This is a genomic window from Pseudomonas sp. HUK17, assembly GCF_001566765.1.
On the sequence record NZ_LSMW01000015.1, the window covers coordinates 1 to 19,016 of the forward strand.

Genomic DNA, 19,016 nt, shown 5'->3' on the forward strand with positions numbered 1-19,016 from the left:
TCGAGCACCGTCGCCATGCGGTCGGTGCTCTGGTGCAGACCGGTGATGAGCTGGGCGATCTCGTCCGTCGAGGAGCGGGTACGCTGGGCCAGGCCGCGGACCTCGTCGGCGACCACGGCGAAGCCGCGTCCCGCCTCGCCGGCACGGGCGGCTTCGATGGCGGCATTGAGCGCCAGCAGGTTGGTCTGCTCGGCCACCGCCTTGATCACGTCGAGCACGCCGCCAATGCTGTCGGCGTGGCCACGGAGGGTGGCCATGGCCGCCTTGGTCGACGCCATTTCCCGGGCCAGCAGCTCGATCTGGTCGATTGCCTTGCTGACCGATAGATCGCCTTGCTGGGCCTGGCAACTGGCGTCCAGCGCGGACTTGGCCGCTTCGCCAGCGTTACGCGCCACCTCGTGGGTGGTGGCGGTCATTTCCTGCATGGCGGTGGCGATCTGGTCGGTCTCGACCTTTTGCGACTGCACGCCAGCGCTGGTCTGCTCGGTGACCGCAGACAACTGCTCGGCAGCGCTGGCTACCTGGACGACACCGTCACGCACCTCGCCAATGAGACGCCGCAGGTTGCCGGTCATGCGCTGCATGCTGGTCTGCAGGGCGCCCAGTTCATCCTTACGGGTGACCTGCTGCTGATGGGTGAAGTCGCCGCTGGCGACCATTTCGGCTAGCGCCACGGTGTCCTGCAAGGGTTTGACGATGGAACGGGTGATCAGCCAGGCACAGGCCAGGCCCAGGGCGATGGCGATTGCCAGCCAGATCAACAGCAACTGGCGGGCATTGGCCACGTCGGCCGCGCGGAATTCCTGCTGGATGGCGGTGAGCTTGTCGGCGATGGAGAGCAGGGTGGTGATGGTGGTGGTGATGCCGCCCTGAGCCTGGTCCACCTGCGCCTGCGCTGCCACCAGTTGTTCGAGGCGCTGCCCGTAGCCGGAGATTTCACCGAGCAACTTCTGCACGGTCTCGGCCGGCAGAGCCGTGGCGCCGAGCGCCTTGGCCTGGGAGAGCGCGGCGTTGACGGAGTCGCGCACCTTCTGTTCGCTATCCTTGTTCGGTGCGGTGGCATAGCCACGGAAATCCACTCGCATCCGCTGCACGCCAATGAAGAGCGCCGCCAGCTGCTGGCGATCGGCGGGGCGACCGGTCTCGCCGTTCGCCGCTTCAGCCAGGGTGAGCAGATGGGTGTTGGCGGCCTCGGCTGCGGCGCTGGCGACCTTGCGGATGGCTTCCCGCTCGCGGGTGGCGGCGATCGTCTGATCGTAGAAGTCGCGATAACGCTTGAGGGTGTTGTCCGCCTCGTCGAGCAGGGTCTGATTAATCGGAGATTTGAAATGCGGAGCGATGCCGTGCAACTGGGCTTCGGTCTTTTCCAGGGCGGCGAGCCACTTGGCCGCCTGGGCATCATCGGCCTTGGTGAAGTACACCAGTCGCTCGATGCGCATGTCACGGGCCACGGTGCTGTAACCGGCGATGTCGTTCATGCGTTCGCTGCGATCGCGCAAGGTATCGGTGGCCGACCAGCCGGTGTAGGCCACCAGCAGGATCATGCCGATGAGCAGAGCGAAGCCGAGGGCCAGCTTGGCCCTGACGGTGAGATTGCTTAATACATTCCAGCCATTTTGCTGCATTTGGACTACCTGGATAGCGGAGCTCTGGATGACGCCGGCCACGGGGCCAACGTCTTCTTGAGGGTTACGGCAGCCTCTGTTTCGTCAGCTACCGGCAGGGCCGGTGGGCGCGAAGGGCGCTTGGCATCTTGTGCGAGTAACCACGGGTATTCCCCTAGGCGCCTTGGGCAAGACCTGACCTCGCCCTGCCGCCTGCAGGCGCGGATGGGCAATCAGACGATTGCGGTCCCGCGCCGAGGAAAGCAGCGGATGAGGGGGTACAGCCACGACGGTGCTTAAGGTCTCCTTAATAGAGGCGCGATTGCTGGAAGGTTTAAAGCCAAGCGATAGGCTGCACAATTACCGGGATATGCGGCCTGTTCTGGTGGAGATCTCACATCGTATCTTTTTGATTTTATTGATAAAACTTGCTGAATAGTTTGACTAAATACAAGGAAAAGTCGTCCTTTTTCACAGGTAAGGCGTGCTGAAAGCCTGATAAGACGCCTCCCTTCATGGCAATTACCAAGACGCTTGCCCATGGCGACGACCTGGGTGGGCTGGCGCGGCGAGGCGTTCGGGACGCCGTCGTGGGCCCAAGCAAAAACGCCCCGACCTCATGGCCGGGGCGTTCCCTTACCTGACTGACCTACTCGATCAGACCGCCGCGCTGCGCTCCTTGATGTCCTGGTGCAGGATGCGGTCGTTCTCGGAGTAGTCCACCGGGCAGTCGATGACGTGGACGCCAGGGGTGTCCAGGCAGTGCTGCACCAGCGGGGCGAAGGCCGCCGCGCTTTCCACGCGATGGCCCTGGGCGCCGTAGCTTTCGGCGTAGCGGACGAAGTCCGGGTTGCCGTAGTCCAGGCCGAAGTCCTCGAAGCCCATCTGCGCCTGCTTCCAGCGGATCATGCCGTAGCCATCGTCGCGCAGGATGATGACCACCAGGTTCATCTTCAGGCGCACCGCGGTTTCCAGCTCCTGGCTGTTCATCATGAAGCCGCCGTCGCCGCACACCGCCACGATAGGCGTGTTGGGATGGACCAGGCGTGCGGCCATGGCCGACGGCAGGCCCGCGCCCATGGTGGCCAGGGCGTTGTCCAGCAGCACCGTGTTGGGCATGTAGGCCTTGTAGTTGCGGGCGAACCAGATCTTGTAGATGCCGTTGTCCAGGGCGACGATGCCGTCGGACGGCAGCACGTTACGCAGATCGGCCACCAGGCGCTGGGGGTAGACCGGGAAGCGGTCATCGGTGGCGCCTTCGGCGACATGGGCCTCGTTGGCTTCGCGGATGGTCAGCAGGCGGTCGAAGTCCCAGGTGGGCTGGACCTCGATGCGCTCCTTGATCTCCCAGATGGCGTTGGCGATGTCGCCGACCACCTCGACCTGGGGAAAGTACACCGGATCGACTTCGGCGGAGCGGAAGTTGATGTGGATGACCTCGGTGCCGCCGCGGGTCATGAAGAACGGCGGCTTCTCGATCACATCGTGGCCGATGTTGACGATGAGGTCGGCGGACTCCAGGGCGCGGTGCACGAAGTCACCGGCGGAGAGGGCGGCGTTGCCCAGGAAGCGCGGGTGGCGCTCGTCGACCACGCCCTTGCCCAGCTGGGTGGTGACGAAGGGGATGCCGGTCTTCTCGATCAGCTGACGCAGCACCCGCGCGGTCATCTTGCGGTTGGCGCCGGCGCCCAATACCAGCACCGGGCTGCGGGCGTTTTCCAGCTTGGAGACGGCGGCGGCGATGGCCTTGGCCTCGGCGACCGGACGACGGCTCAGGCTCGGCGGTACCGGTAGGCTTTCGGTGTGCTCGTCGGCGATGTCTTCCGGCAGTTCCAGGTGCACGGAGCCGGGCTTCTCTTCCTCGGCGAGACGGAAGGCCTCGCGGATGCGCGACGGGATGTTGTCGGCGGAGGCGAACTGGTGGGTGTACTTGGTGAGCGGCGCCATCATGCGGCACACGTCGAGAATCTGGAAACGACCCTGCTTGGATTTCTTGATCGGCTTCTGGCCGGTCAGCATCAGCATCGGCATGCCGCCCAGGTAGGCATAGGCGCCGGCGGTGACCAGGTTGGTGGCGCCTGGACCGAGGGTGGAGAGGCAGACACCGGTCTTGCCGGTGAAGCGGCCGTAGGTGGCGGCCATGAAGCCGGCGGACTGCTCGTGGCGAGTCAGGATCAGCTTGATCTGCGAGGAGCGACGCAGGGATTCCAGCAGGTCCAGGTTCTCTTCGCCGGGAATGCCGAAGATGTATTCCACACCCTCGTTTTCCAAGCAGCGAACGACCAGATCGGAGGCCTTCATCATGAGTGTTGTATTCCTTGTAGGGTGGATGGCGAGCGCCTGAAGCGCCTCCTCTATGAGGCGCGGCGGTCACTGTACTCAGGAACGGCGAAACATTTCAAAACAAGGAACCACCCAGTTTTACTTCTGTGACGAATGGCCGCAGCGGAAACGATTCAGGCGAGGCAGCGTTGTAGCGAGGCCCTGGCGCGGCGCAGGTGCAGCCCGGCGAACAGCAGGCCCAGGGCGGCGATCACCAGGGCCGGTTGCAGGTCGCCGGCAAAGTGACTGCTCACCGCGCCGAGCAAGGGACCGAGCAACTGGCCGCTGGCGAAGCTGGCGGTCAGTACCCCGGCGTTGCGTTGCGGCGTGGCCGGTGCCAGCTCGCGGCCGTACTGCATCACCAGCTGCATGCAGGCGAGGAAGGGGCCGCCACAGAGCAGCACCCCGAGGAACAGCGCCAGGCTGCCCGGCAAGAGGCAGAGCAGCACACCCGCCGCCTGCAGCCAGAGGGTGGCGATCAGCCAGCGGCGGGTATCGGTGCCCGGGCGACGCAGGCTCACCAGTACCACGCCCAGGGCTGCCGCCAGGCCATAGCCGGGCCAGAAGAGGTCGGCCTGCCACTGGCCGTGGAAGCGGCTGGCGGCCATCTGCGAGAGGAAGGTCGCCGGCAGGATGTAGCCGACGCCCACCAGGCCATAGGCCAGGATCAGGCGGTTGAAGGCCGGCGAGCGCTTGGTCGGCGCCGCGGCGGTGGTAGGCAGCGGGGTGGCGGGACCGCGCCGTGGCAGCAGCGGCAGCAGTGCCAGGGTGGCCACGCTGGCGAGCAGGCCGTAGCTCAGCCACAGCTGATTGGAATCGCCACCCAGGCGATTGCTGACCAGGGCCATCAGGCCGCTGATGAGGATGCCTACCCCGGGACCGGTAAAGACTAGAGCGCCCAGGCGTGGCCGTCCGGCCTCGGCGGCCAGGGGCTGGCTCAGACCGGTCACCATCACCAGCACCCAGGCACTGGCCAGGCCGGTGCCGAAGCGCAGCAGCGCCTGGGCGGCCAGGCCATCGGCCAGCAGGGAGGCCAGGGTCAGGCCGGCGCAGAGCCAGAGTCCCCCGACCAGGCGCGCATGGGTCCGACGGGCGAAGAGCGCGTCCAGGGCGCCGAGCAGATAGCCCAGGTAGTTGGCCGCGGCCAGCAGGCTGGCGCCGGTGAGGTCGATCTGACCCTCGGCGATCAGGTGGGGCAGGGCGGGGGTAAGGGCAAAGCGGCCGATGCCCATGGCGGTGGCCAGGGCCAGCAGGCAGGCCAGCAGGCGGGTAGTGGCGGTCATCGCAGGACTCCAATAGCGAGCGGATGAGTACAGCCTAGGCCTTGAAGTTGATCAATAAAAACGAATAATAGAGAAATAGATGTTCAGCTAAAGAGAAAGGTGGTGATCCATGGAGTTCGCAGAGTTACGCATCTTCCAGGCGGTGGCCGAGGAAGGTTCCCTGGTGAAGGCCGCCGAGCGACTCAACCGGGTGCCGTCCAATCTCTCCACGCGCCTGCGCCAGCTGGAAGACAAGCTGGGGGTGGAGCTGTTCCTGCGCGAACGCCAGCGGCTGCACCTGACGGCCGCCGGCCACCGAATGCTGGACTACGCCCATCGCCTGTTCGCCCTGGCCGACGAGGCGCGCAGCGCGGTGCAGGGCGGCGAGCCGGCCGGTACCTTCGTCCTGGGGTCCATGTTCAGCACCGCGGCCATCCATCTGCCAGGGCTGCTGGCGCGCTATCACCAGCGCTATCCCAAGGTGAACCTGCAGGTGCACAGTGGCCCCAGCGGCGAACTGGTGGAAGGCTTGCTGGCCGGTCGCCTGGACGCGGCCCTGGTGGACGGCCCGGCGCCCGACGCGGCGCTGGAAGGCCAGCCCTGGTTCGAGGAGCGGCTGGTGCTGATCACCGGGCTGGAACTCGGTCCGGTGCGTTCACCGGCCGACGTGGCGGGACGCCCGGTGTTCGGCTTTCGTGCCGGCTGCTCCTATAGACGCTACCTGGACACCTGGTACGCCGCGGCGGGGGTGCCCAGCGGACCGGTGATGGAGATCGAGTCCTACCACAGCATGCTGGCCTGTGTGATCACCGGCGGGGTGGCGCTAATGCCGGAATCCATGCTCGACAGCCTGCCCGGCCGCGAGCGGGTGCAGCGTCATCCGATCCAGGCGCGCTTCGCCCAGGCCACCACCTGGCTGATGTGGCGCAAGGGCCGCGAGGGGGCCAATCTGCGCAGCTGGCTGGAGTTGCGCGAGAGCCTGCAGACCGACCGCGAAGCTGTTGCTTTGGTGTGATGATTGCCCGATCCTAGGCGGCGGACTCCTACCGTCTACCGAGGACGATCATGATAAGAATAGCCATCGTCGGTTTGGGCAAGATCGCCCGTGACCAGCACCTGCCGGCGCTCGCCGCCAATCCCGACTACGAGCTGGTCGCCGTGGCCAGCCGCAACGCCCAGCTCGACGGCGTCGCCCACTATCCCAGCCTGAGCGCCCTGCTCGAAAACGGTCCGGCGATCGACGCCGTGTCGCTCTGCGCCCCTGCGGCGGTGCGCTACGAACAGGCCCGCGAGGCCCTGGCGGCGGGCAAGCACGTGATGCTGGAGAAACCGCCGGGGGCGACCCTCAGCGAGGTAGATGCCCTGGCCCGCCAGGCCGAGGCGGCTGGTCTTTCGCTGTTCGCCACCTGGCATTCCCGCCATGCCCAGGGCGTGCAGCCGGCGCGCGAGTGGCTGGAAGGCAAGCGCATCCAGGCGGTGCGGATCGAGTGGAAGGAAGACGTGCGCGTCTGGCATCCCGGCCAGGCCTGGATCTGGGAGCCGGGCGGCATGGGCGTCTTCGATCCGGGCATCAATGCCCTGTCCATCGTCACCGCCATCCTGCCGCGGCCGTTCTTTCTCAAGGAGGCGACCCTGCAGGTCCCAGGCAATTGCCAGACCCCGGTGGCGGCGCAACTGGCCTTCGTCGACAGCGCCGGGGTGCCTATCGCTGCCGACTTCGACTTCCTGCAGACCGGTCCCCAGACCTGGGACATCCACGTCGACACCGATGGCGGTCGCCTGACCCTGAGCAAGGGCGGCAGCGAGCTGTACCTGGACGGCCAGCTGAGCCACCAGGGCCCGGACCAGGAGTACGCCGGTCTCTATGCCCGCTTCGCCGAGTTGGTCGCCGCGAATCGCTCCGACGTCGACGTGGCCCCGCTGCGCCATGTGGCGGACGCCTTCCTCTATGGCCGTCGCGAGACGGTGGCGGAGTTTCACGAGTAGGGCGACCCTCACCCCAGCCCTCTCCCAGGAGGAAAGGGAGCGTCATGAAGGGCTCTGGTAGGTTGGGCTGAGCGTAGCGAAGCCCAAGGCTGCCTGGACCTGTTGGGCTTCGACGATAAGGCCGTCTCAACCCAACCTACGGGTTGGCGGTCCCCTCACCCCAACCCTCTCCCGGAGGGAGAGGGGGCGTTCGGACCAGGCGTAGGGTGGAAAAGGGCGCAGCCTTTTCCGCGTGCGGTATCTCGTAGGTTGGGCTGAGCGCAGCGAAGCCCAACGCAGCCCGGACCTGTTGGGCTTCGACGATGGAGCCGTCTCAGCCCAACCTACGGGTTAGCGGTCCCCTCACCCCAACCCTCTCCCGGAGGGAGAGGGGCGTTCGGACCAGGCGTAGGGTGGAAAACGGCGCAGCCTTTTCCGCGTGCGGTATCTCGTAGGTTGGGCTGAGCGCAGCGAAGCCCAACGCTGCCCGGGCCTGTTGGGCTTCGACGATGGAGCCGTCTCAGCCCAACCTACGGGTTGGCGGCCCCCTCACTCCAACCTGATCCTCGAGGGAGAGAGTGCGCTTGGACCAGGTGTAGGGTGGAAAACGGCGCAGCCTTTTCCACGCGGGCTAGCTCGATGCTCAACGCCGCTCCAGCAATACCCCACTTTCCATATGGTGCGTCCAGGGGAACTGGTCGAACAGGGCGCAGCAGGTGATGCGGTGGGTGTCCTGCAACTGGGCGATGTTCTCGGCCAGGGTCTCCGGATTGCAGGAGATATAGAGGATGCGCTCGAAGCGACGGGTCAGTTCGCAGGTGTCGGGGTCCATGCCGGCGCGTGGCGGGTCGACGAAGACGGTGCCGAACTGGTAGCTCTTGAGATCCACGACGGCCAGGCGGCGGAAGGGGCGGACCTCGTTGAGCGCCTGGGTCAGCTCCTCGGCGGAGAGACGCACCAGGCTGACGTTGTCCACGCCATTGCTGGCCAGGTTGTGCAGGGCGGCGTTGACCGAGGTCTTGCTCACCTCGGTGGCCAGTACCTTGCGCACGCGGCTGGCCAGCGGCAGGGTGAAGTTGCCGTTGCCGCAATAGAGCTCGAGCAGATCGTCGTCGCGCTCGCTCAGGGCGGTGTGGGCCCAGCTCAGCATCTTCTGGTTGACGGTGCCATTGGGCTGGGTGAAGCCGCCCTCGGGTTGCAGATAGCTATAGGTCTTGCCGGCCACCTCCAGTTCTTCAACCACATGGTCACGCCCGATCACCAGGCGCTGACCGCGGGAGCGACCGATCAGGCTGACACCGAGGTCGGCGGCCAGACGCTCGGCGGCGGCCTGCCAGGCGGTGTCCAGCGGGCGGTGGTAGGCCAGGGTGATCAGGGCGTCGCCACTCAGGGTGGTGAGGAATTCCACCTGGAACAGCTTGAACGACAGCGCCACGTCCGCCTGCCAGCCGGCCTTGAGCCGCGGCATCAGGTCGTTGATGCGCTGGCTGGCGATGGGGAAGTCCTCGATGAGGATCGGGGTGTGCTTGTCGCCCGGGGCGAACATGGCGTAGTGGCGTTCCTCGTTCTCCCGCCACAGGCGGAATTCGGCGCGCAGCCGGTAGTGCTGGAGCGGCGAGGCGAAGACCTCCGGCTCGGGGGCCTGGAAAGGCGCCAGCAATTCGCGCAGGCGGTCGGCCTTGGCGGCGAGTTGAGCCTGGTAGTCGGCGGGAACGAAGGAAGGTTGGGACATGGTAGATCCGAAGCAGGGTGAGGCGGGGAGACCTCGGGGCCGGAGCCCCGAGGAGAGGGGTCAGGCGTTGAACCAGCCCAGCTTGATGACGAACAGGATCGACAGCACGATCAGCGCCGAATTCAGCTCGCGGGTACGGCCGGACAGCAGCTTGATGACCGTCCAGGTGATGAAGCCGAAGGCGATGCCGTTGGCGATGGAATAGGTCAGCGGCATGGCCAGGGCGGTGACCAGCACCGGGGCGGCGGTGGTCAGGTCGTCCCACTCGATCTCGGCCAGGCCCGAGGTCATCAGCACGGCGATGAAGAATAGCGCCGGGGCGGTGGCGAAGGCTGGCACGCTACCGGCCAGGGGAGCGAAGAACAGCGCCAGCAGGAACAGCACCGCGACCACCACGGCGGTGAGGCCGGTACGACCCCCCGCGGAAACGCCGGCGGCGGATTCGATGTAGCTGGTGGTGGTGGAGGTGCCCAGTAGCGAGCCGAACATGGCGGCGGAGCTGTCGGCGATCAGGGCGCGGCCCATCTTCGGCAGATGGCCGTCCTTGCCCATCAGGCCGGCGCGCTTGGCCACGCCGATCAGGGTGCCGGAGTTGTCGAACAGGTCGACGAACAGGAAGGCGAAGATGACGCTGATCAGGCCGACGTCCAGGGCGCCCCGGATGTCCAGCTGCAGGAAGGTCGGTGCCAGCGACGGCGGCATGGAGACCAGGCCGCCGAAGGCGCTGACGCCCAGGGCGATGGCGATCACGGTGACCACCAGGATGCCGATCAGTACCGCGCCGGTGACCTTGCGCGCCTCGAGCACGACGATCAGGAAGAAGCCGAGGATGGCCAGCAGCGGACCCGGCTTGGACAGGTCGCCCAGGCCCACCAGGGTCGCCGGATTACCCACCACGATGCCGGCGGTCTGCAGGGCGATCAGCGCCAGGAACAGGCCGATGCCGGCGGCGATGCCCGAGCGCAGCGGGAGCGGGATGCTGTTGATGATCCATTCGCGGATGCGAAAGATCGACAGCATGAAGAACATCAGCGCCGAGAGGAATACCGCGCCTAGGGCCACCTGCCAGGTATGGCCCATGTGCAGGACCACGGTGTAGGTGAAGAAGGCGTTGAGGCCCATGCCCGGGGCGAGGGCGATGGGGTAGTTGGCGATGAGTCCCATGAGCGCCGAGCCGATGGCGGCGGCCAAGCAGGTGGCGACGAAGATCGCGCCCTTGTCCATGCCGGTGGCGCCGAGGATGCTCGGGTTGACGAACAGGATGTAGGCCATGGCCAGGAAGGTGGTGACCCCGGCCAGCAGTTCGGTGCGGACAGAGGTGTTGTGGGCCTTGAGTTGGAAGAGTCTTTCCAGCATGGGATGCCTCGTGCGCGCCGGTCTGATCGGAAAAAGGCGCGCATCATAACAGGTCGGTAAACACGGGTAAGACGGTAAGCCCTAACCCCCAATCGACATCGGCTGGAGCCCTGTCCGCCTGGTCAACTTCCAGAGCTATGGCCGCTGACCGAATCGCCTGCGTTGCGGGCCAGGCGGAAGGCATCCAGGGTGCTCAGGATGCCGAGCACGGCCACTATGCAAAAGGCTAGCCGAAAGTCCGCCAGTTGCGGGTCGAGGTGGCCGTGCCATTCCATCGAGGCACGCAGCAGCAGGGCGGCGATGGCCACGCCCAGGCCCATGGCCAGCTGGAAATTGGTGCTGAACAGGGTGGAGGCATGGCTCAGCCGCGACTTGGGGATGTCGGCGAAGGCCAGGGCATTGCTGGCGGTGAATTGCAGCGAGCGGAACACCCCGCTGAAGAACAGCAGGAGCAGGATCGCCGGCAAGGGCCAGTCCGGGGTGAGCAGGCCACAGGCCAGCAGGCTGAACGCGCTGAGCAGGCCGTTGACGGTCAGGATGGTGCGCAGGCCGAAGCGACGCATGGTGGCGGTGGTGAAGGGCTTGGCCGCCAGGTTGCCAGCGAACAGCGCCAGGAGCAGCAGGCCGGCCTGGAAGGCGTCCATGCCAAAGGCCAGCTGGAACAGCAGGGGCAGCAGGAAGGGCGCCGTGGCGATGGTGACGCGGAACAGGCCGCCACCGAGGAGGGCGGCGCGGTAGGTGGGGATGCGCAATGTGCCAAAATCGATCAGCGGGCGTTCGATCCGGGTCATGTGGCGCACCGCCTTGGTGCCGAGGATCAGCCCTATGCCCATCCAGGCCAGGTTGGCGCCCAGGCTGCCGTGGTTCTGGCCGAGGCGCTCCACGCCCCACATGAAGGCCACGCAGGCGCCGCCCAGCAGCAGGAAGCCGCGCCAGTCCAGCGGATGGCGCTGGGTCGGCAGGTCGGCGGGCACCAGGCGCCAGGCCAGCAGCAGGGCGATCAACCCCAGCGGCAGATTGAGATAGAAGATCCAGCGCCAGTCCGCATAGGTGGTGATCAGCCCCCCCAGGGGCGGACCGAGCACGGGGGCCACCAGGCCTGGCCAGGTGATGAGGGCGATGGCGCGCACCAGCTCGTGCTTCTCGGTGACCTGCAGCACCACCAGGCGCCCCACGGGCACCATCAGGGCGCCGCCGAGCCCCTGGAGGATGCGCGCGGCGATGAACTGCTCGAGGGACAGGGCCATCCCGCAGAGCAGCGAGGCCAGGGTGAAGACGCCGATCGCCAGGGTAAAGACCGGGCGGGGACCGAAGCGCTCGGCGATCCAGCCACTCACTGGGATGCCAACGGCGATGGCCAGCAGATAGGCGCTGATGCCCAGGTTGAGATCCACCGGATCGCGGCCGAAGGACAGGGCCATCTGCGGCAGGGCCGTGGCGATCACCGTGGCGTCCAGGTTTTCCATGAAAAAGGTGAAGCTCACCAGGCCGGCGAGAATCTTCCAGCGTTCCATGAGTGCGCGCGTCCGGAAAAGAGGTGGGCTACTCTGCCTGAGGTGCTGCAAGGCTCGCCAGCCCTGGCTTACCGATAAAGGTCGAGGAATCGCTGGCACCTGCCAGCCAGACTGCCAGCGTCGAGATGAGACGGTTTCGCCAGCTGTCGTCGCCACCAGGGATTCGTTGCATGAAGGATGTGAACGATAGCCAAGGGTGGGGGCTGATCCTGCAGGACCGATCGGGACGAACGCTGGTAAGGCCAACGGTGCGTCCGCAGGTAGTCGTGGAGCTTTTCCGCTGAGCGCGGGGTCAAAACCTCGAACGCAGAGGAGAAACACCCCCATGATCAAGCAATCGCTGCTCTCCCTGGCTCTGGGTACCGTCGTCCTGGCAGGTGCCCTGCAGGTCCAGGCCGCGCCCGAGTCCATGACGCCGACCAAGCCGGCCGCCGACAAGGCGGCTTCGGAGCCCACCAACGCGCAGTACCAGAACAAGGTCAACAAGAAGGATGCCAATCAGAGCGACGAGGCTGTTACCCACGACCCTGATCATCCTACCTTTGAACTCGAAGAGGGTGGCCGGGCGCCACGCAAGTACATCCGCGATGAGTACGTGATCAAGGACTGGAAGAAGCACGGACTGGAACAGCCGGGCGAAGACAGCCAATGGGTGAAGATCGGTTCCGACTACGTGCTGATCAAGCGCAGCAACGCGGTGATCGACAAGATCGTCAAAGCCAAGCAGTAAGCCATCGTGGCCGGGGCCGGGTGATCAGCCCCGTAGTGTTTGGGGTGTCCAGGCGGCATGCTGAAACACCCTTTTCGGAGTCTCCCGCATGACCAGTGAAATCCGCATCGTCGCCATTCTGCAGGCCAAGCCTGGCCAGGCTGCAGCCGTCGAAAACGCGATGCGCGCCATCGTCGCGCCTTCCCGCGCCGAACCCGCCTGCCACTTCTATACCCCGCATCGCGATCCGAGCCATGAGGGGCGCTATGTCTTCATCGAGCGTTGGGCCAGTCGCGAAGCCCTCGCCGAGCACGAAGAAACCGCGCACTTCAAACAACTGCTGAGCGATCTCGAGGGCCTGCTCAGCGAGGCGCCGCAGATCATGATCCTGGAAGAATTGCCGCTGGCCTGAGGTCGGCGACATCCTGTTGTCACCTGCCTGAGCCACCCTGGCCTCTTTTCGCGGAGGCCTGGATGAGCACCTCGAGACGTCAAGCGCTGGGCCTGCTCGGCCTGGGTCTGAGCGCGCCCTGGTTCGCCGGTTGCAGCGCTCGCGAACCGCAAGCCGATCCTTTCACCCTGGGCGTTGCCAGTGGCGATCCTGCCGTTGATGGCTTCGTCATCTGGACACGGCTGGCACCTGATCCCTTGGCCGCAGATGGCCTGGGCGGTCTGCGCAGCCCGGTCGAGGTGCAGTGGGAGGTCGCCTTGGATCCCGGGCTGCGCCAGGTGGTGCAGCGCGGCACGGCCCAGGCGCGGCCTCAGGCGGCTTTCAGCCTGGCGATCACCCTGGTCGATCTGCTCCCGGGGCACCCCTACTGGTATCGCTTCACCGCCCTGGGACATCGGAGTCGGATCGGCCAGGCCACCACCTTGCCGCCTTCGGCCAGTGCGCCGCAGCGTCTCAAGCTGGTGGCCGCCTCCTGTTCCCACTATGAGAAAGGCTTCTTCAGTGCCTACCGGCATATGGCCGATGAACAGCCGGATCTGGCGCTCTTCCTGGGCGACTACCTCTATGAGGGCAACGTACCCCTGCACCTGCCGACGGTACGCCGACACGGCCTGCCGGAGGCCCGGGACCTCGCCAGCTACCGGCGGCGCCATGCCCTGTATCGCACCGATCCCGATCTGCAGTACCTGCACGCCAAGGTCACCAGCGTCATCACCTGGGACGACCACGAGGTGCAGAACGACTATTCCGGTCCCTGGTCGGCGGATCCTCAGGTCAGCCTGGCCGCCTTCGCCGCGCGACGGCAGGCGGCCTACCAGGCCTTTCGCGAGCACGTACCCCTGCGTAGCTGGCGCACCCAGGGCACAGCGCTGCGCCTCTATGACCGGTGGCGCTTTGGCGACCTGGCCGAGATCCATCTGCTCGATGGTCGCCAGTACCGCAGCGAGCCGGCCTGCGCCACGGCCAGGACCCGCGGTGGCCAGCTGGTCGCCCCGAATTGCCCGGGTCTGCGCGAAGCCGCGCGCAGCATGCTCGGGCAGGCGCAGGAGCGCTGGCTGCTGGATGGCTTTCGCCACAATGCCACCCGCTGGAATCTGATCGCCCAGGATCTCCTGCTGGCACCCCTGCGGCAGCGCCTGCCGGATGGCGATCCGGCGCGCTGGACCGATGGCTGGGACGGCTATCCGGCGACTCGCGAGCGGCTGCTCGCGGCCATGGCCAACAGCCGCCTGGCCAATCCGGTGACCCTGGGCGGGGACATCCATTCCTTCTGGGTGACGGACCTGCACCGCGAGCCGGAAGACGAGCGGAGTCCTGTAGTGGCGAGCGAATTCGTCGGCACCTCCATCACCTCGGACGGCCCGGACTACCGACGTTTCCAGGCGTTGTTGCCGGAGAATCCCCAAGTGCGCTTCTTCGACAGTCGGCAGCGCGGCTATCTGGCCCTGGAACTGACGCGGGAACGACTGCAGGTGGACCTGCGCACCATCAGTGACCGAACCCGTCCGGATGCCGAGCGCAGCAACCGGGCGAGTTTCGTGGTGGAGGGAGGACGGCCAGGGGCCGTCCCTATCTAACGGCTCAGACGAACAGCGACAGCAGCATGATGAAGGCCAGGGCCACCACCGAGAGGATGGTTTCCATCATCGACCAGGTCTTGAAGGTCTCGGCCACGGTCATGTTGAAGTATTGCTTTACCAACCAGAAGCCAGCGTCGTTGACGTGGGAGAGGATCACCGAACCGGCGCCGGCGGCCAGCACCAGCAGTTCCTTGTTCACGCCGGGCACCAGCGCCACCACGGGGGCGACGATGCCGGCACCGGTGATGGTCGCCACGGTGGCGGAACCGGTGGCCACGCGGATCACCGCCGCCACCAGCCAGGTCAGCAGGATCGGCGAGATCTGCGTCTGCACCGCCAGGTTGCCGATCACCTCACCGACGCCGCTGGCCACCAGCATCTGCTTGAAGCCACCGCCGGCGCCGACGATCAGCACGATGGCCGCCACCGGGGCCAGACTCTGGTCGAGCAGCTTGACGATCTTCTCGCGGGAGAAGCCGCAGGCGGTGCCGAAGCTGTAGAAGCTCAGCAGCAGGGCGGCGAGGAGGGCGGTGATGGGGTGGCCGATGAAGTCCATCCAGATGCGGAAGTGGTTGTCGGCGGCGAAGAAGATGTCGGCGAAGGCCTTGAGCAGCATCAGGATCACCGGCAGCAGCACGGTGAACACGGTGATGCCGAAGCCCGGCAGGTTGCGGTTGTCGGTCTCCTGGGCGATCTGGGCGACCAGCTCGGCGTTGGCCGAACCGGGGATGCGCTTGGAGATCCAGGCACCGAAGATGGGACCGGCGATCATGGCGGTGGGCAGGCCGACCAGCAGGCCATAGAAGATGGTCTTGCCGATGTCGGCACCGAACACCCCGACCGCCAGCAGCGGACCCGGGTGCGGCGGCACCAGGCCGTGCACGGCGGACAGGCCGGCCAGCAGTGGGATGCCCAGCTTGACCAGCGACAACCCGGTACGGCGGGCGACGATGAACACCAGGGGCGCCAGCAGCACGAAGCCGATCTCGAAAAACAGCGGAATGCCCACCAGGAAGGCGGCGAACATCATCGCCCAGTGCACGCGCTTGATGCCGAAGGCGCGGATCAGCGTCTGGGCGATCTGGTCGGCGCCGCCGGAATCGGCCATCAGCTTGCCGAGCATGGTACCCAGGCCGAGCAGGATGCCGACGAAGCCGAGCACGCCACCGAAGCCGTCCTGGAAGGATTTCATGACCTTTTCCACCGGCATGCCGGAGGTCAGGCCGAGAAAGCCCGAGGCGATGGTCAAGGCGATGAAGGGATGGACCTTGAACTTGGTGATCAGCAGCACCAGGCCGATGATGGTGACCAGGGCGTCGAGCAGAAGGAAGCTGTTGTGGTCCATGCCGAACATGGTGCCTCTCCTATTGTTGTTGTGGGCGTTGTAAGAGCCTATTCAAAGTCTGCTGCGCGTCGGCCAAACTGCGTTGAAAAGGGCTTCGGAATGCTCATTTACCCTTCGTAAACTCCGCTTCCTCAGCCCTTTTCGCCTTGTTTGTCTCTAGCTCGCGAGACTTTGAACAGACTCTAAGGGTTGGAATGGATAGCGCTGTCTCGTCAGGCCGGTTGGGCCAGGCGCGCCGAGGTGGTCCACCAGGCCGACACCTGGGTGCCGATGGCGGCCAGCGGATCGCGGGCGTCCACTACCAGCGTAGCCGGTTCACCGTGGGGTGCTTCCAGGGCGGCGAACTGGCTGTCGATCAGGCTGGCGGGCATGAAGTGCCCTGGACGATTGGCGACGCGCTGAGCCGCGGTCTCGCGGGTCAGTTCGAGAAAGACGAAACCGAGACCGGGCACGGCCTGGCGCAGCTGGTCGCGATAGCGGCGCTTGAGCGCGGAACAGGTGAGTACGGGACGTTCGCCCGCGGCCACGGCAGCAGCCAGTTCCTCACCGAGGCGGGTCAGCCAGCCAGCACGATCTTCATCGTCGAGGGGAATGCCGGCGCTCATCTTGGTGATGTTGGCGGCGGGGTGGAAGGCGTCGCCTTCGATCAGGCGGCCACCGTCCTGCTCGGCGATGGCCGCGCCGACGCTGCTCTTGCCACAGCCTGCGACGCCCATGACCACGAGCGCGGGAATGGGAGTGTTCATCGTCACCTCCGGTCTGGAGACAGCGCTACCCCGAAAAATGAAAAAGGGAGCGGCTTCCAGTTCTTGTCGATCTTGTTAGGCCGAATGCCGACGTGTTCCTGAAGGACACGCCAGGCTTGTAGTGTCTGGTGAGACAGCGCTACCTTAGGCGCGTTCTCCGTCCTTGACAAGCCTGAAACCATAACAATGAATCGAACGGGTTCTCGTAGTTCCGGTCGGCCCACCCTCACCGAGGTGGCGCTGCAGGCCGGTGTTTCCCCCATCACGGCCTCGCGGGCCTTGCGTGGTGTCGCCAGCGTGGCGCCCGAGCTAGTCACCCGCGTGCAGGAAGCCGCCGCGCGTCTTGGCTATGTCACCAATCCGGCCGCCCGCGCCCTGGCCTCGGCTCAGGGGCACTCGGTGGTGGTGCTGGTCCCCTCGCTGTCCAACCATCTGTTCATCGAGCCGTTGGAGGCCATCCACGAGATCCTGCGCCCCCGTGGCCTGGAGGTGCTGATCGGCAACTACCACTACGATCCCGAGGAGGAGGAGAAGCTGATCCGCAACTACCTGGCCTATCAGCCCCGGGGCCTGTTGCTGACCGGCTTCGACCGTACCGACGCCGCACGCCAGCTGCTGGCTGCTAGCGGGGTACCGCGGGTGCACATGATGGAGCTGGATCCGGCTGGCGGGGTGCCCAGCGTGGGCTTTTCCCAGCATGCCGCCGGCGCTGCCGCGGCGCGCCATCTGCTGGCGGCGGGGCGCAAGCGGCTGGGTTATGTCGCCGCCCAGCTCGACCCGCGGGCGCTGGCCCGGGGCGAAGGGTTTCGCCAGGTGCTGCGCGAGGCGGGTTGCTACGATCCGAGTCTGGATGTGCTGGATTCGCAGCCGTCGTCCGTGGGCCTGGGCGCCCAGCAGTTTCGCGAGCTGCTGGCCCGCCGGCCGGATGTCGACGGCCTGTTCTTCTGCAACGACGACCTGGCCCAGGGCGCGCTGTTCGAGGCCCAGCGGCTGGGAATCGCCATCCCGGAGCGGGTCTCGGTGCTGGGCTTCAACGACCTGCCCGGCTCGGCGCACACGGTGCCCCGACTGACCTCCATCCAGACCCCGCGCGCCGCGGTGGGGCGCCAGGCGGCGACCCTCCTGCTAGGCCTGCTCGACGGTCGCAGCCAACCGACCTGCGTGGACCTGGGGTTCGAGTTGGTGAGCCGGGAGAGTGTGTAGGGTCAGCGTCGAAGGCTCCTAGCGGGGCTTCGATCCGGCAACGTTGGGCTTCGCTACGCTCAGCGCCAACCTACGGTGCCCGTGCCCGCCACGCGACGTAGGTTGGGTTGAGACAGCTCCATCGTCGAAGCCCAACAGGGGTCCGACGATGTTGGGCTTCGCTACGCTCAGCACCAACCTACGGTGCCCGCGTAGGTTGGGTTGAGACGGCTCCATCGTCGAAGCCCAACGGCAGAGTCTCGATCTGGCCATGTTGGGCTTCGCTACGCTCAGCGCCAACCTACGGGGCCGAGCCACTCACGCTCCTACCGCTTCGTGCCGACCGTAGGAGCGGCCCATGGCCGCGATTCGCTAGCGCCAATCTACCGCAATGCCTTGGCCAGGATCCGTGACTGGCCCTGGAAATCCTGGCGTGCATAGAACGCCTGGGCATCTTCGTTGAATTCCATGACCTCCAGGCGCAATTCGTCGACGTCGTTGTCCCGGGCCCAGGCTTCCACGGCTTCCAGCAACCGTGCGCCCACGCCCAGCCGTCGGTGGCTGGCGGCCACCACCAGGGTGCCGATCCGGCAGAGGACCAAGGGCTGCAGAAAGGAAATCGAGCGGGTATCGGACAGTCGTGCGGTGACGAAGCCCACCAGTTCGCCCCCGGCCTCGCCGACGAACATCACCCCATCGTCCGGCTCCAGCTGGGCGGCCCAGTAGTCCTGGTCGCGCCAGCCGCCGGAGGGCACGGCAAAGGTCGCCGGGGCCTGCCGGTGATGCTGCTCGGCGAGTTGTTCGGCCAGGCGGCAGATGGCGGCGAGGTCGGTGACGAAGGCGGGACGGATACGCAAGAGCAGTGCTCGCAAGAGGAGTCGACCCTCCACCTTACGCCGCACGGCGCAGGTCAGGAAGCCTCCGCCGCCAGCGGCTGGTACCAGTCGGCATAGGGCGTGTTCTTGGCCATCCGACGGTTGTAATCGGGTGCGCCATCGGTCCACCAGACCGGTCCGCGTTCACCCAGGGCATGCTTGGCGGCGTCCACCGCGGCGCGGGCGGTGCGCAGGGCCGCGTCGTCACCCTGGCGCTTGGCCACACCCACCTGGCGGCGGGCGTCCATCAGCTCATGGGTCAGGGCGTCGCGGCGGTCGGCGGGCAGGCTGGGGTCGGTACAGCGCCAGAGCCGGCCCCTGACCACGAAATAACGACCGTCCGGAGTGGTGGGATAGCGCATGGCAGGGCCCC

16 protein-coding genes are annotated in these 19,016 nt (G+C 66.3%); 6 read left to right on the plus strand and 10 right to left on the minus strand.

Annotated features, from left to right (window positions below; all coding sequences use genetic code 11):
- The 3 genes from AX284_RS10295 to AX284_RS10305 form a co-directional block, all read right to left on the minus strand.
- Positions 1-1,625, minus strand: a 1,625-nt coding sequence (locus AX284_RS10295) for a HAMP domain-containing methyl-accepting chemotaxis protein (RefSeq protein ID WP_068385138.1), incomplete at its 3' end; no start/stop codon positions are given.
- Between the two features lie 636 nt (positions 1,626-2,261).
- Positions 2,262-3,908 carry an acetolactate synthase large subunit gene (locus tag AX284_RS10300; RefSeq protein ID WP_017638980.1) on the minus strand — a complete coding sequence of 549 codons (1,647 nt, stop codon included), beginning with the start codon at positions 3,906-3,908 and terminating at the stop codon, positions 2,262-2,264.
- 152 nt (positions 3,909-4,060) lie between these two features.
- The gene (locus AX284_RS10305; protein WP_017638979.1) at positions 4,061-5,209 is read right to left on the minus strand and encodes a YbfB/YjiJ family MFS transporter; all 1,149 of its coding nucleotides are present in this window, start codon (positions 5,207-5,209) and stop codon (positions 4,061-4,063) included.
- Between the two features lie 109 nt (positions 5,210-5,318).
- Between AX284_RS10305 and ptrR the strand changes: the two genes are divergently transcribed.
- Positions 5,319-6,203, plus strand: coding sequence for a putrescine utilization regulator PtrR (gene ptrR, locus AX284_RS10310; RefSeq protein ID WP_068385143.1), 885 nt, complete (start codon positions 5,319-5,321; stop codon positions 6,201-6,203).
- A gap of 50 nt (positions 6,204-6,253) precedes the next feature.
- Positions 6,254-7,174 (plus strand): Gfo/Idh/MocA family protein, encoded by a 921-nt coding sequence (locus AX284_RS10315; protein ID WP_068385146.1) that lies wholly within the window; start codon positions 6,254-6,256, stop codon positions 7,172-7,174.
- A 622-nt stretch (positions 7,175-7,796) separates the two neighbouring features.
- Here the strand turns inward: AX284_RS10315 and trmA are convergent.
- The 3 genes from trmA to AX284_RS10330 form a co-directional block, all read right to left on the minus strand.
- On the minus strand, positions 7,797-8,885 hold the full coding sequence (gene trmA / locus AX284_RS10320; RefSeq protein ID WP_068385148.1) for a tRNA (uridine(54)-C5)-methyltransferase TrmA: 1,089 nt from the start codon (positions 8,883-8,885) through the stop codon (positions 7,797-7,799).
- Positions 8,886-8,945: 60 nt separating this feature from the next.
- Positions 8,946-10,241, minus strand: a complete 1,296-nt coding sequence (locus tag AX284_RS10325) for an NCS2 family permease (protein WP_068385150.1) — start codon at positions 10,239-10,241, stop codon at positions 8,946-8,948.
- A 122-nt stretch (positions 10,242-10,363) separates the two neighbouring features.
- On the minus strand, positions 10,364-11,755 hold the full coding sequence (locus tag AX284_RS10330; protein WP_068385153.1) for an MFS transporter: 1,392 nt from the start codon (positions 11,753-11,755) through the stop codon (positions 10,364-10,366).
- Positions 11,756-12,080: 325 nt separating this feature from the next.
- Here AX284_RS10330 and AX284_RS10335 point away from each other — a divergent pair, with 325 nt between their 5' ends.
- The 3 genes from AX284_RS10335 (at position 12,081) to AX284_RS10345 (ending at position 14,492) form a co-directional block, all read left to right on the plus strand.
- A complete protein-coding gene (locus AX284_RS10335; RefSeq protein WP_017638971.1) occupies positions 12,081-12,485 on the plus strand; it encodes an RcnB family protein in 405 nt (134 codons plus the stop codon).
- Positions 12,486-12,573: 88 nt separating this feature from the next.
- On the plus strand, positions 12,574-12,876 hold the full coding sequence (locus AX284_RS10340; RefSeq protein WP_017638970.1) for a putative quinol monooxygenase: 303 nt from the start codon (positions 12,574-12,576) through the stop codon (positions 12,874-12,876).
- Between the two features lie 62 nt (positions 12,877-12,938).
- Positions 12,939-14,492 (plus strand): alkaline phosphatase D family protein, encoded by a 1,554-nt coding sequence (locus AX284_RS10345; RefSeq protein ID WP_068385156.1) that lies wholly within the window; start codon positions 12,939-12,941, stop codon positions 14,490-14,492.
- Positions 14,493-14,496: 4 nt separating this feature from the next.
- On the opposite strand, the gene AX284_RS10350 is transcribed toward AX284_RS10345, so the two are convergent.
- Positions 14,497-15,849: a GntP family permease gene (locus AX284_RS10350; RefSeq protein WP_017638968.1), complete on the minus strand. Its 1,353-nt coding sequence runs from the start codon at positions 15,847-15,849 to the stop codon at positions 14,497-14,499.
- Positions 15,850-16,052: 203 nt separating this feature from the next.
- Positions 16,053-16,586 (minus strand): gluconokinase, encoded by a 534-nt coding sequence (locus tag AX284_RS10355; protein ID WP_068385159.1) that lies wholly within the window; start codon positions 16,584-16,586, stop codon positions 16,053-16,055.
- 186 nt (positions 16,587-16,772) lie between these two features.
- Here AX284_RS10355 and AX284_RS10360 point away from each other — a divergent pair, with 186 nt between their 5' ends.
- Entirely contained in the window at positions 16,773-17,789 is a 1,017-nt protein-coding gene (locus AX284_RS10360; RefSeq protein WP_068385162.1) for a LacI family DNA-binding transcriptional regulator, read from the plus strand.
- 362 nt (positions 17,790-18,151) lie between these two features.
- Here AX284_RS10360 and AX284_RS10365 read toward each other — a convergent pair whose 3' ends face one another.
- Positions 18,152-18,625, minus strand: a complete 474-nt coding sequence (locus AX284_RS10365; RefSeq protein ID WP_068385163.1) for a GNAT family N-acetyltransferase — start codon at positions 18,623-18,625, stop codon at positions 18,152-18,154.
- A gap of 53 nt (positions 18,626-18,678) precedes the next feature.
- Positions 18,679-19,005, minus strand: a complete 327-nt coding sequence (locus AX284_RS10370) for a hypothetical protein (RefSeq protein WP_068385164.1) — start codon at positions 19,003-19,005, stop codon at positions 18,679-18,681.
- Positions 19,006-19,016 lie beyond the last annotated feature (11 nt).